Source organism: Acinetobacter endophylla (genome assembly GCF_053543775.1).
Window position 1 is genome coordinate 1 of sequence record NZ_JBLVOM010000077.1, and the last position, 12,945, is coordinate 12,945.

Annotated in this window: 12 protein-coding genes and 2 pseudogenes; 6 read left to right on the forward strand and 8 right to left on the reverse strand. The window is 39.2% G+C overall.

Features of this window, described 5'->3' with window-relative positions:
- Positions 1–79 precede the first annotated feature (79 nt).
- The 3 genes and pseudogenes from ACNPNW_RS05000 to ACNPNW_RS05010 form a co-directional block, all read left to right on the forward strand.
- Positions 80–831 (forward strand): IS5 family transposase gene (locus tag ACNPNW_RS05000; protein WP_448766392.1). Its coding sequence is split into 2 segments (ribosomal slippage): positions 80–314 and positions 314–831, totalling 753 coding nucleotides; the frame shifts between segments, so codons are not numbered across the junction.
- Entirely contained in the window at positions 828–2,141 is a 1,314-nt protein-coding gene (locus ACNPNW_RS05005) for a nucleobase:cation symporter-2 family protein (protein WP_448766627.1), read from the forward strand. Before ACNPNW_RS05000 ends, ACNPNW_RS05005 begins: the two co-directional genes overlap by 4 nt.
- A 96-nt stretch (positions 2,142–2,237) precedes the next feature.
- Positions 2,238–2,990 (forward strand): annotated as a pseudogene (locus ACNPNW_RS05010) (IS5-like element ISAha2 family transposase); the annotation flags it as partial.
- A 56-nt stretch (positions 2,991–3,046) separates the two neighbouring features.
- Here the strand turns inward: ACNPNW_RS05010 and ACNPNW_RS05015 are convergent.
- The gene (locus ACNPNW_RS05015) at positions 3,047–4,102 is read right to left on the reverse strand and encodes a Rieske 2Fe-2S domain-containing protein (RefSeq protein ID WP_005090794.1); all 1,056 of its coding nucleotides are present in this window, start codon (positions 4,100–4,102) and stop codon (positions 3,047–3,049) included.
- 245 nt (positions 4,103–4,347) lie between these two features.
- Here ACNPNW_RS05015 and ACNPNW_RS05020 point away from each other — a divergent pair, with 245 nt between their 5' ends.
- Positions 4,348–5,274, forward strand: coding sequence for a LysR family transcriptional regulator (locus tag ACNPNW_RS05020; protein WP_005265716.1), 927 nt, complete (start codon positions 4,348–4,350; stop codon positions 5,272–5,274).
- A 123-nt stretch (positions 5,275–5,397) separates the two neighbouring features.
- Here ACNPNW_RS05020 and hpxO read toward each other — a convergent pair whose 3' ends face one another.
- A complete protein-coding gene (gene hpxO, locus ACNPNW_RS05025) occupies positions 5,398–6,555 on the reverse strand; it encodes an FAD-dependent urate hydroxylase HpxO (RefSeq protein ID WP_000406591.1) in 1,158 nt (385 codons plus the stop codon).
- Positions 6,556–6,765: 210 nt separating this feature from the next.
- Between hpxO and alc the strand changes: the two genes are divergently transcribed.
- Together alc and ACNPNW_RS05035 are read left to right on the forward strand one after the other, a co-directional pair.
- A complete protein-coding gene (alc, locus tag ACNPNW_RS05030; protein ID WP_448766628.1) occupies positions 6,766–7,773 on the forward strand; it encodes an allantoicase in 1,008 nt (335 codons plus the stop codon).
- A gap of 96 nt (positions 7,774–7,869) precedes the next feature.
- Entirely contained in the window at positions 7,870–8,370 is a 501-nt protein-coding gene (locus tag ACNPNW_RS05035) for an ureidoglycolate lyase (protein WP_000250866.1), read from the forward strand.
- Positions 8,371–8,495: 125 nt separating this feature from the next.
- Here the strand turns inward: ACNPNW_RS05035 and ACNPNW_RS05040 are convergent, their stop codons facing one another.
- From ACNPNW_RS05040 to ACNPNW_RS05065, 6 genes and pseudogenes are all read right to left on the reverse strand, one after another.
- On the reverse strand, positions 8,496–9,212 hold the full coding sequence (locus tag ACNPNW_RS05040; protein WP_004778009.1) for an outer membrane protein OmpK: 717 nt from the start codon (positions 9,210–9,212) through the stop codon (positions 8,496–8,498).
- A gap of 126 nt (positions 9,213–9,338) precedes the next feature.
- Positions 9,339–10,700, reverse strand: a complete 1,362-nt coding sequence (locus tag ACNPNW_RS05045; RefSeq protein WP_000139429.1) for a nucleobase:cation symporter-2 family protein — start codon at positions 10,698–10,700, stop codon at positions 9,339–9,341.
- 35 nt (positions 10,701–10,735) lie between these two features.
- Entirely contained in the window at positions 10,736–11,056 is a 321-nt protein-coding gene (uraH, locus tag ACNPNW_RS05050) for a hydroxyisourate hydrolase (RefSeq protein ID WP_000625767.1), read from the reverse strand.
- Positions 11,053–11,556 (reverse strand): 2-oxo-4-hydroxy-4-carboxy-5-ureidoimidazoline decarboxylase, encoded by a 504-nt coding sequence (uraD, locus tag ACNPNW_RS05055; protein ID WP_005265718.1) that lies wholly within the window; start codon positions 11,554–11,556, stop codon positions 11,053–11,055. The genes uraH and uraD overlap by 4 nt, the downstream gene beginning before the upstream one ends.
- Positions 11,557–11,699: 143 nt before the next feature.
- Positions 11,700–12,662: an allantoinase PuuE gene (gene puuE / locus ACNPNW_RS05060; RefSeq protein WP_000127611.1), complete on the reverse strand. Its 963-nt coding sequence runs from the start codon at positions 12,660–12,662 to the stop codon at positions 11,700–11,702.
- 148 nt (positions 12,663–12,810) lie between these two features.
- Positions 12,811–12,945 (reverse strand): annotated as a pseudogene (locus ACNPNW_RS05065) (IS5/IS1182 family transposase); the annotation flags it as partial.

Here is a 12,945-nt window from a genome sequence, read left to right on the forward strand (position 1 = left end):
TAGGGCGTGTCCTCATTTGAAGAATTGGTTTTAAATACTTAAAATCCTCCTTTGAGTTATTTTTATTTCTATATTTTCAATGGCACGTACTCTTCTTACCGATGATATCTGGCAGCAAATTCAAGATACTATGCGATTACACGGTTGTTACTGTTCAAAGAATAGTAGAAATATCATGGAAGCGATCTTATGGAAACTTCGTACAGGCGCCACATGGCGTGATATTCCCCAAGAATTTTGTCCTTGGCAAACTGCTTACAATCGTTTTAATCGTTGGGCAAGCAAGGGATTGTGGGATAAATTTTTTTTAGATTACGAGGCATCTTGGATCAGGAATGGGTATTCATTGACGCAAGCTACATACGCGTGCATCAACATGCAAGTGGAGCTCGGCATGGTTTCGAAAGAGCAATTGGACAATCACGCGGTGGACGAACAACAAAAATACATCTTGCAACCGACGCGAATGGATTACCGATTGATTTTAAAATCACTGAGGGTGACGTCCACGACAGTCAAGTTGCAAAACAACTGATTGATACGGTAGACGAGGCAACTTATCTCATTGCTGATAAGGGGTATGATGCTGAGCACATTAGAATATATGCCAAGAACAAGAATATGATTCCCATTATTCCATTGAGATCAAACAGTAAGAGATCGAATAAGGAGTTTGATAAATATCTATATAAATTAAGACATTTAGTTGAAAATGCATTTTCGAGATTAAAACATTTCCGTGCTATTGCAACTCGATTTGATAAACTGGCACGCAATTATAAATCTATGATCCGTATAGCCTGCATATTTATTTGGTGCAAAGCCAAATGAGGACACACCCTAACACAATCACAGCCAATAACTTAAAACCAAGCTCCATGATTTTTCTCAGTATCCAGCACGTCTTGGTAATGTATGCAGGTGCTGTTTCAATTCCCCTAATTGTTGGAGGAGCTTTAGGGTTAAGCACTGCAGAAATTGCTTTCTTAATTACTGCAGATCTATTTGTTTGTGGCATTGCCACCCTCATTCAAACTATTGGTTTTAAAAATGTAGGTATTCGCTTTCCCATTATGATGGGAGTTACCTTTACTGCAGTAGGCCCAATGATTGCAATTGGGACTAATCCAGATATGGGACTACTAAGTGTATTTGGGGCAATCATTATCGCAGGGATCTTTGGCTTCCTGATTTCACCATTTATTGGAAAGTTAATACGATTCTTCCCTCCTGTGGTGACAGGAACTCAAATTCTTGTGATTGGTCTATCTCTCATTGGTATTGCAGGCACATGGTCCGCTGGCGGATATGGGGTAAAAGACTTTGGAAATCCATTGTACTTATCTATCGCTGCCTGTGTTCTATTAAGCATTATTATCATCAGCCGTTATGTTAAAGGCTTTTTGGGCAACATTTCAGTTCTAATCGGGATGGGAATTGGTTATATCATCGCTGCATTTTCTGGCCTCATCTCTTTAGACAAGATAGATGAAAGCCCATGGTTAGGTTGGGTGATGCCATTTCACTTCGGTATTCCAGAGTTTAACTTTTGGGCTGTCTTGACTATGTGCGTAGTCATGCTGGTTATTTTCATTGAAACAGCTGGGATGTTCATGGCTGTAGGTGAAATTGTTGAAGAAGAGGTGGATCAGGAAAAATTGACTCGCGGTTTTAGAGCTGACAGCCTTGGCACAATGATTGGTGGGATTTTTAATATCTTCCCGTATACATCCTATGCTCAGAACATCGGTTTGCTAGCGATCACAGGTGTTAAGAATCGCAGTGTATGTGCTTTAGCTGGTGTGTTTTTAATCCTTTTAGGTCTATTTCCTAAAATAGCTTACTTTGTTGCGTCTATACCCTCATGTGTTCTAGGTGGAGCCGCATTGTTTATGTTTGGGATGGTGACATCTAATGGTATCAAAGTACTGCAGCGTGTCGACTTTCAAAATGTGAATAATCTCTACATCATTGCAGTCAGTGCCGGCATAGGTATGTTGCCTGTATTCTCACCTACTATTTTCTCACAACTACCATCTTATCTTTCACCTCTGTTAAACAGCCCAATTTTGCTAACGGCTTTTTGTGCTGTGATTTTGAATGCTGTTCTCAATCGAAAACAGCGGATATTGGATGAATAGTATCTTCAGAAATTGAAAGATGCATAAATATCAGATACACAGGGCTTTGTTGCACAAACCTAGCCTATAAGGTTTATTCAGTCCTATAATTTCAAAATGATCAAATCTTTATTTAGACTCTCTTTACGCATGGTCACAGGTTTTGTTCAAAGTCTGATTAAACTTTGTGGATTAAATTGGACCGCACCAGATTACAGTACGCTTTGTCGAAGACAAAAACATATTGATATTGCGATTAGCTATCAAAAAAGTAGTGATGGGCTACATCTACTCGTCGACTCAACTGGCTTAAAGTTTCTAGGTGAAGGTGAGTGGAAACGTAAGAAACATGGACCTGAATATCGTCGCCAATGGCGTAAGCTTCATATTGGCATCGATGCTGAAACCTTGCAAATACGTGCAGTACAGCTTACTACAAATAATGTGAGCGATTCGCAAGTACTCGGTGATTTACTTGCTCAAATTCCCTTAGATGAACGAATTGATTCGGTCTATACCGATGGTGCTTATGACACGAAGCACTGCAGACAAGTCATTCTAGATCGAGATGCACATGCGCTCATTCCGCCAAGAAAAAATGCAAAACCATGGAAAGATCAGAAATTGAGATCTTTAGAGCGGAATGAGTTACTGAAAACAGTTAAACGTTTAGGAAGAACGCTTTGGAAAAAATGGTCTGGTTATCATCGTCGAAGTTTAGTTGAAACCAAGATGCATTGCATCAAACTATTAGGTGATAAATTAACAGCAAGGAGTTTTTCTAGTCAGGTGAATGAGATTCATGCACGCATAGCCGTATTGAACAAATTTACAGAATTAGGTCGTCCTCATACCCAAGTTGTCACTTGAATTCTGTTCAAATGAGCAGAGTGTTATCTTTTAAATCTTTGTGCAACAAAGCCATTTTAAACTGTATAGCGTTTGCTCAATCCCCACTCTGCCAAAATTCGGCGGTAAGTGGTTGATGAACGATCTGCCTCAAAATGTGCCTCCATTGAAATATCTAAAGGAAGTTCTTCTGGTTTTTGGCTTTCCACCATGTCCTGATCTTCAGCGAAGATTTGTGCATTGAAATCATAAACTGCCTGTAAGTCTCCTGTAGTATCAAAGTTACGAGTTAAGGGAACGAATAATCGCGTTTTATTGTGCGAAACTGGACAGCACGCATTTAAAATTTTAAGTAAGCCATTTTCAGGAAAGTCGATAGTCAAAATAGCTGAAAATGGTGGATAGACATCGAAAGTACGTTTCCATAAAAAATCATCTGGTGCTAAATGTTGTAAGCCATGCGGATAGTTACTGACATCACTCACATACTCTGTATGTAAGCCATAATCCGTTCGAACGGTCGAATATTTTTGTACTTTAGGATTTTCACGATCAGCAAAACTTTGGTTATGTACCCATGCAAAGTGCGCAACATCAATAAAGCCTTCAAGCTGACGGCCACTTGATCCAGCAATATCGACAAATGGAGGGAGAATTGACTGATGTTCTTCACTGTCCCACGTGTCTAAATCTGGAAAATTGGCTTTCGATACATCGCGGTTAAATAAACTGGTCCAAATAAGTCCATATTTTTCTACAACTGGAAATTTGGTCAGTGAAAAACGATCTGAAATTTGTGTAAGTTCCGGCTGTGCAGGAATTTTTACACACTTTCCTTCACCGTTATAATGTAGGCCGTGGTATGGGCAAATAATTTCTTCGCCTTTCACCCAGCCTTTGGTTAATGGCACACCACGATGCGGGCAAATATCACGCACGAGATGAATTTTTCCACTTTCAGTTTTATACAATGCCATTTTCACATCAAGTAATTGTACTTGTTGCGGTTGTTCTGAAACGTCCTGTGTACGTGCAACTGGGTACCAATGCTGCGCTAAAATATTCCAATCGTTTGCATCAAATGAACTGCATTGTGGTTGGGTAAATAAATTCAGTACAGGAATCGCATTCATTTTTAAATCTCTACATTCGCATTATTTGCAGAACTTTTATGCCATGTAACTAGGGCTAATTCGTTCTTTTCTAAGTCAAAAATACGTTTGGATAGCATTTCTTTCTATTAGAATGATTTGCATACAATGTTCTGCTTTTTAGAACACAAAAGCAGAATGAATTGAAAAAATCAAAAGTTATGGCATGAAAATCGCTTAAGCATGGATAAGTACTTTGTAAACTGCCCGTGAGATTGAATAGCTGTATGTCGATTACCTTTTCCCGATTTTCTGAATATTTTATGGCTGTTGCCCGTACTGGCAGTTTACGTAAAGCCGCAGAACAGCTTTTTATTTCAGTCTCTGCAGTGCATCGGCAAATTGTTCTTGCTGAAGAAGAGTTAGGCGTTGCTTTATTTGAGCGTTTACCGCAGGGGCTGAAGCTAACGTTAGCAGGTGAATTACTTTATGCTGATTTGCTTAAATGGCAAAAAGAATATCAGCTGACTCGAATTCGATTTGATGAAATTCAAGGATTAAGTCGCGGCAATATTGAAATGGGTTTTATTTCTGCCCTAAATGATGGTTTTGTCGTGGATTGTATTCAACGCATGGCTGAAAGCTATCCATGGATTAATCTCAATATCAGTATGAATAGCAGTGAAGAAATATCGAGAAAAATCATTGATGCAGAATTAGATTTTGGCATTATCTTAAATCCTAAAAGTCACAATCAATTAGAAATCTTATCCTTTATTGAAATTCCTTTAGGCTATGTTTTATCACCACATCACACCTTAGCCGGCATGGATAAAATCTATTTATCTGACACTTTAAATGAGCGTCATATCATGCCAAGTGAGCCCTTAGTCATCAGTGATTATGTACATACACTCTATAAACATCACAAATTTAATCCTATACAAAAGATAGAATGTAATGACATTAGAATGATAACATCATTAATTCAACAACAATTAGGCATTGGCTTAATGTCATATATGGATGCATTACCACTTTTAAACTCAAAAAAGATCGTATTTAAGCCCATTCGTGAAAAAGGTATGCATCGTTTAACCATTGCACTGTGCGTCGCTTCAAAACGTCAAACATCTCGTCTTTCACAAATAATGGTAAATTTATTGGTCGAAAAAATGGAAGAAATCAAATTGCAATTAAAGCAACTTCCTTAAACATTTAATCCTTTGCTCTTCAATCTAATGTTTCTAAATAGCTAAAAAAAGCCAGTGTGAATATTCACACTGGCTGCTGAAAGCTAACCTTTTAGTTTTACATTTCTTTTTGTGTCTTACAGCTTAGTCGAGTGGATTACCGACAATGTTACTAATAATTCCCTTCATAATATGATTGCCTTGTTCTTTACGTAACTCTTCATACCACTCTCGGGTCACCGCTTCATCTTTCATATGTGTCACATCACAGCGCTTACGGGCACGAAGTACCAACTCATTGGCACGTTCATTACGCTTGTTCTGATAGCGACGTAAAGAATCTTGTAAACCTAAGGTATTAATTTGCAATGAACGTGCCAAATAGATAGCATCTTCCATCGCTTGGCAGCCGCCTTGACCAATATCAGGTGTTGTACTGTGCGCTGCATCACCTACAATCACCACTCGACCTTTGTAAAAATTGGCAAATGGTTCGATATCGTGAATTTCTACACGATTGGTCTTTTGCACATCGACTGCATCAATTAACTTTTGGACAGGCTCACACCATCCTTTAAAGTATTGTTTGAATAAAGCTTTGTATTGGCTACGATCATTTTCAAGACCAACAGCTAACGGCACATCAAAAAAGAAATAGAAACGATTATTCGCCACTGGCATCAGTGAAACACGTTTGCCTTCACCTACAAACGTTGTCCATTGATCTGCTGCGGCATAATCGTCTGAGACATCAACGAGACCATTCCAATTGACATAGCCTGCATAGCGTCGCTCAACTTGCTCACCTAAAACATAGGCACGAGTAATTGAGTGTGTACCGTCTGCACCCACCAATAGATCAGATTCTATTTCGCTACCATCTGCAAATTGAATTTTTACACGCTCTCCTTCTTCAACAAAAGAAATCATTTTCTTAGCTAGATGAATATCTTCACGACCAAATTCATCCATTAACATATTCTGAAGTTCCGCACGTGATACCGGATATGGTCGTTGCCCGACTTCTTCAATCAATGGATAAAGGCTAAACTGGGTCATCACATCGCCCGTCAGACCATCAATATAAGCAAGGTTATCCATTTTGCCGCCAAGCTTTTCAACTTGCTCTGTCAAACCCAAATAATTTAGACATTTCACACCGTTAGACCATAACGAAATAGCAGCACCCACCGGTAAAATTTGTTCTGCCTGTTCATAGATGGTTACTTGGTGTCCGAATTTTTTTAGTGCGATGCCTGTAGTTAGACCCGCCATACCTGCACCAATAATTGTAATTTCCATCTATAATTCCCCTGTGTTTTATAAGTTTCTAAGTCATAAAATGCTAAAAGCGTGCCATTTTTTATAAAGCGCCCTGAAAAAAATCCAAAGTTGGCACACGCTGTGCATCTAAACGCGTGTAAATGCTTGTTTTTATCGTTTGTTAAATTTTTTGTAGCACGATAGCGCAAAGCATGAATTTTGAAAGAAAATAGCGAATGGATTTAATATATGGCGACTTTATTAGCACCCGATTTTGATATTCCTGCACAATTACAGACACTTACCAATTTGGCAGATGACCGTATTGGTGCAAAAATTATTGAATGTTCAGATGAATTTTTCGCAGAAGCAAAACGTATGCTTCAATTTGACGCGCCAATTTTTGTTGAAGATAAATTCGATGACCATGGTAAATGGATGGATGGTTGGGAAACGCGCCGTAAACGTCACACAGGTTATGACTGGGCAATTATTCAATTGGGCGTAGCTGGGCATATTAAGGCTTTAGATATTGACACTACCTTCTTCACTGGGAATTACCCTGCTTCAGCTTCAGTTGAAGCCTGCTACGCCCCTGATGGCGATCTTGCTCAAGCTGAATGGTTGAACATATTAGAGAACAACGTACTTGGCCCAAGTCAGCATCATGTTTTGCCGATTACAGCTGACCAAGTTTTTACTCATGTGCGTTTAAATATTTTTCCTGATGGTGGTGTTGCTCGTTTTAGAGTGTATGGTGAAGTGAGCGTTCAACAACAAGATCACACTGCAACAATTGATTTAGTTGCTTTAGAAAATGGTGGACGTGTAATTGCTTATAGCGATGCACATTTTGGTCATCCACGTAATCTGATTAACCCAGGTCGCGGAATTAATATGGGTGATGGTTGGGAAACCAAACGTCGTCGTGCACCGGGCTTTGATTGGTGTATTTTGGCTTTGGGTCAAACTGGTGCAATTGAAAAAATTGATATCGATACGGCACACTTTAAAGGCAACTTTCCAGCCCAAGTCTCTATTCAAGCCGTATATGTTAAAGATGCAACTGATCCACAATTAATTCCACAAAGTATGTTCTGGCCATTTTTGCTTGAAGCACAAGACATGCAAATGGATCATATTCATAGCTTTGTAAACGAAATTTTGCAACATGAAAAGATCTCGCATATTCGCATTAATATGATTCCAGATGGTGGTATCAGCCGTATTCGTTTGTGGGGTAAAACCAAAAGCTAAATTGAAAGCTTGAATACTTTCTACATCGAGAAGGATAAGTACTGTGGTTTTATCCTTCTTCTCCTACACTTGATATAGACAATAAAAGAATTACACATGGTTCAAACAATTCAGCTACAGCCCCTGAGCATTGAAAACTTTGCCCCTTTTGGTGAGGTGATTTGCTGCGGAGGACAGGATTTTTTTCATATCAATGATGCACATACCGAGCGTTATCATGCCCTTGTAACCACTGAAATCTTCGGTGAAGCACATGCAGGTATTAGTATTTTTCGTAATATTAAACAGACAGAAATTCCTTTTTCGGTTTCGATGCTTGAGCGACATCCGAATGGCTCACAAGCTTTTATCCCGATGCAAGGTCAGGCTTTTTTAATTGTGGTGGCACCTGCATTGGATGATCAAACGCCTGATATTTCAAAACTCTGTGCTTTTATTTCAGATGGTACACAAGGTGTTAACTACCATGCAGGTACATGGCATCACCCTCTATTAACTTTAGAGGCGCCAAGTAACTTTGCCGTGGTTGATCGTATTGGTATTGGACATAATTGTGATGTTTATCAGTTTAATGAAGTACTCAATATCGTGGCATAAATTTAAACTATCATTGAAATTGAAACCTCAATTTAAAATTGTCTCAGAAATTAAAAGCCCCATCCGTGGGGCTTTTAAGTCTTGTGCAGTATGTTGTGTAACGATGTACGGTTTTAACGAATCAATTAGAAGTGATATTTCACTAGCGCACTGACGTTATTTTCATCTTTACCTTTAATATTATATTTATTATTCCAAACTGAATGCTCAACGCCTACATACAGGCGTGTATCTGGGGAAATATGTTGCCCCACATTCCATTTATATTGACTGGTCCAGTTCATCTCACTGGCTGAGCCTTTTTCCGCAGTTGACCAATCCAGAAAAGCATCTGCTAAGAAAGATTCTGAGCCAATTTTAAAAGGTATGGCATAGGTAAGCGTCATTTGATAGTCATCAGCTTTAGTATCATTATTCACTTTATATAAATTTAATTTTGCATATTGAAAATATGGCACATCAAAGTCTAAGCCAATACCATAGAGAAAATTATCCATGTTGCTACCCGCTTCCCAAGTGGTTGCAAGCAATACATCTTTTACAGGGCCAAATTTAAGTTCTTTACCCGTTACAGCGCCTAAACTCAATCGTGGTGATGCTTCAAAATAGGTTTGATCGCCGACGTCATTATGTGTACGGTCGGCAAAAATGAAGAAATCACCATATTTAAGCTTTGACGCGTATTCAAATGTCACAGTGGTTTGTTTGTCTTCTTTTGCAATGAGCTGATAGTCGGTGCCATATAGACCGGTAATACTGAAGTCTTGCCAGATTGGGGCTGCAAAGATAGAGTTGGCTGAAATAGTGCATAGAATTGCAGCTGAAAGAGGCATAAATTTCATTAAATTGTTTTTCCTAGCGATAAATACGTTTTGAGTAATTTATTTAGCAAAAACAAAGCCAATATTAGATTTTTTAATAAAAAAAGCCCACATTAATGTGAGCTTTTTTTATTTATTTTGAATAGCTTAGTGATGACTATCTATAACAATATTGCTGGTTTTATTCACTTCTTTACTTTTAAAAAAGTTTAGATGGTTAAACACAATATTTAATACGATGGCCATGAGGCACGTTGAACTAATACCTGAATGGAACAGGGTTTGTACCCATTTTGGGAAGTTCGCATAGAATGAGTGATCAATAATTGGAATCATACCTGCGGCAATTGCTGTAGCAACAATGATTAGGTTCTTTTGCTCACTATAATCAATTTTAGCTAAAGTACGAATACCACTTGCAGCCACTGTACCGAACAATACCAAACCTGCGCCACCCAATACCGGTACAGGAATTGCAGCAATCAAACGGCCCATAATTGGTAAAATACCCAATACAACTAAAATTAAGCCACCCGCTGCAACAACAAAACGGCTTTTTACACCAGTAATCGCGACCAAGCCTACATTTTGTGCAAAGGCACTTTGCATGAATGAGCCAAATATTGGTGCTGCTGCACTTGAAAGCATATCGGCACGTAGCCCATTGGTAATACGTTCAGCGTCGACTTTGGTACCGACAATTTCACCAACAGCGATAATATCAGCTGTAGTTTCAGTCATAATCACCAATGTCACAATTAGCATGGCAATAATGGCACTCAGTTCAAATGTTGGCATACCAAAGGCAAAGAAACTTGGGAATTGAATCCAATTGCCATTTGCGACTTTTGAGAAATCGCCAAAGCCCATCGCATATGCCAGCACTGTACCTAGCACAATTGCTAATAAGATGGATAAACGACGAATTGTAGCGTTTCGAGTAATATTCAGCACAATGACAATGGCTAAAGTTAGAAAAGCCAAACTAATATTTTCAGCACTGCCCCAATCAGGCGCTTTGCTATTTCCACCCATCATCCAACGTACTGCGACAGGTAGCAATGACAAACCAATCACGGTAATCACGCAGCCGGTCACGATTGGCGGGAAAAAACGAATAATTTTTGAAAAATATGGTGCTAAAAAGAAACCGATTAATGAAGCAACAATAACCGCACCATATACTGCCGAAAGCCCACCACCTGCAGTGACTATGGCAATCATCGTTGCCACACCAGCAAAGGATACGCCTTGAACTAGGGGTAATTTTGCACCGATGTATTTCACACCGACCGTTTGTAAAATCGTGGCTAAACCACCGACAAATAATGCTGCTGCAATTAATAAACCAATTTGTGCAGGTTCAAGTCCTGCGGCTGTACCAATAATCAGTGGCGGCGCAATAATACCGCCATACATCGTCAATACATGTTGTAAGCCATAAGCTAGGCTTTTCCCTGCACCTAAATATTCATGTTCTGGTGAAACTGTTTGATTTTGTTCTGTCATTTTTATATCCCCCGATCCGTTTTATGATGCTGTTTTTAGCTACCGCGATATGTTGAATAGGCAAAAGGGCTAATCAACAAAGGAATATGAAAATGCTGTGAGGCATCTTTTACTAAGAAATGAATCACTGCTTTTGGGAAAAAAGTTTCGGTATTAAGACTTTCAAAATAGTCCGCTGTGGCAAACTCTAAGCTATAGCTACCCGTAGAAAATTCGCTTAAACCAAAGTCGGTCACACGGCCATCTGCATTGGTTTGCCCTTCACCAAGTAACATACCGTCTGCATTGAATAATTTAATCAAGACATTGGCAGCAGGTTTCCCCAGATTTGTATCTAAAATATGTGAGCTGATCATGCACTTAGCTCCTGTTTTAATCTTAATAAGGCAATTTCAGCCAATTGATGATGGACAATACGCTTTTCAGTTTCTGGATCATTCAGCAGACGGTACTGCAATGCTTGTAATACATTTTCACTGCTTAAGCCTGAAGCTTTAATTAAGAAGATATAGCCGTACTTTTTTTCATAAGCGATGTTGCCTTTGAGCAATGCCATTTGTGTTTCTTCATCGGCTGAAATAGCGGATTGTTCACGGTTGGAAAAATTCTTTTCTAATTCAGAAAGTTCAGCTTGGGCTTTTTTTTCACCAATACGCGGGTGATTATCTAAAGCAGATTTAATTTCTTCCCACGACCATGTACGAGCAGCTTGAGCCGCGTATTCCAAAATACTGTCTAATGATGCATACGGACGCTGACTGAGCAGCTCATTCGCCCAGCTTTCAATTTGCACACAGTGCTTTAAAAATGTTTTTACATCGGCTTCGGATGCTTGATTAAATTCAACAAGTTGCACTATTAAATCGCCTAAAAATATTTAATGTTCGTTCAAAACATGTTTTGCAATATCAATGCCAATCCCTTATTTCTTAGACAAATTGCTTTTTATAGGCACAAAAAAAGAGGCGCTAAGCCTCTCTTTCTTCTTTATTTTTTTTATTACGGTGCATGGTGTTTTATCCAATGTTCTGCAATATCGGCACGACGACAAACCCATACTTTTTCATGCGATTGCACATAATCTAAGAATCTTTGTAGTGCTTTAAAGCGTCCTGGTCGCCCTAAAATACGACAGTGCATACCAATAGATAGCATTTTTGGCGCAGTTTCACCTTCGGCATATAACACATCAAAGGCATCTTTAAGGTATTGATAAAATTGCTCACCACTATTAAAACCACCCGGCGAGCAAAACTTCATATCATTACTTTCAAGTGTATATGGAATGATTAAATGCGGACGTGTTGCACCATCTACATTCGTCACTGTGCTCCAAAATGGTAAGTCATCGCCATAATAGTCACAGTCATATTGAATCTGAGGAAATTCAGCAAGTAATTTTCGAGTATTCGGGCTATCACGTCCGGTATACCAACCGATTGGTGTTTTACCAAATAGCGTTTCAAGCACGCTAATAGCTTGATCCATATGTTGGCGTTCTTGTTCGATTGGCATATCTTGATAATGCAACCAACGTTGACCATGCGATACGACATCATAATTGGCTGCTTTAATCGCTTCCACAATGTAAGGATTGCGTGCCAAAGCCATACCCACACCGAAAATGGTCATGGGGAGTTGGCGTTTTTTAAACTCTTGGTGAATGCGCCAAAAGCCCGCTCGTGAGCCATATTCGTACATGGAATCCATCGACATGTGTTTGTCTGGAAAACTGGCCGCGCCAATAATATCTGACAAAAACTGTTCTGAACCTGCATCACCATGTTCTACATGGTTTTCACCGCCTTCTTCATAGTTCAATACAAACTGAACCGCGACACGAGCACCATTTGGCCATTCCACTTTGGGTGGTTCTCCATGATAGCCAATCAGATCTCTGGAATAGTCTTGTTGTTGAATCTGGTCTATCAGATCTTGCCCACGTAAATATGTTGCTGTCACATCCACTTCCTAATTTGTTATATCAAACAGTCAAAAAATAGAATGAATTAAGCAATTAGTGCGCCAAAACTTAGTATACAAGTTTTATTTCCTTTCGGCTTTGTTGCACAAAGATTTGAAATGCAAAGCGCCCCTAATTGAGCCAAATTTAAGGCGTAACTTGGGTAAGTGGTCGACCTAATTCCGTAAATCTGTTAAGGACTGCCACACGTGCATGGATCTCATTGACTTGGCTATCAAAACTCCTTGCACTGAGTTTATCTCCTAATAATTTGATGCAATG

Coding starts and splice junctions, on each gene's coding strand:
- ACNPNW_RS05005 (WP_448766627.1), top strand. CDS start 828: ATGAGGACACACCCTAACACAATCACAGCCAATAACTTAAAACCAAGC.
- ACNPNW_RS05015 (WP_005090794.1), bottom strand. CDS start 4,102: ATGAATGCGATTCCTGTACTGAATTTATTTACCCAACCACAATGCAGT.
- ACNPNW_RS05020 (WP_005265716.1), top strand. CDS start 4,348: ATGTCGATTACCTTTTCCCGATTTTCTGAATATTTTATGGCTGTTGCC.
- hpxO (WP_000406591.1), bottom strand. CDS start 6,555: ATGGAAATTACAATTATTGGTGCAGGTATGGCGGGTCTAACTACAGGC.
- alc (WP_448766628.1), top strand. CDS start 6,766: ATGGCGACTTTATTAGCACCCGATTTTGATATTCCTGCACAATTACAG.
- ACNPNW_RS05035 (WP_000250866.1), top strand. CDS start 7,870: ATGGTTCAAACAATTCAGCTACAGCCCCTGAGCATTGAAAACTTTGCC.
- ACNPNW_RS05040 (WP_004778009.1), bottom strand. CDS start 9,212: ATGAAATTTATGCCTCTTTCAGCTGCAATTCTATGCACTATTTCAGCC.
- ACNPNW_RS05045 (WP_000139429.1), bottom strand. CDS start 10,700: ATGACAGAACAAAATCAAACAGTTTCACCAGAACATGAATATTTAGGT.
- uraH (WP_000625767.1), bottom strand. CDS start 11,056: ATGATCAGCTCACATATTTTAGATACAAATCTGGGGAAACCTGCTGCC.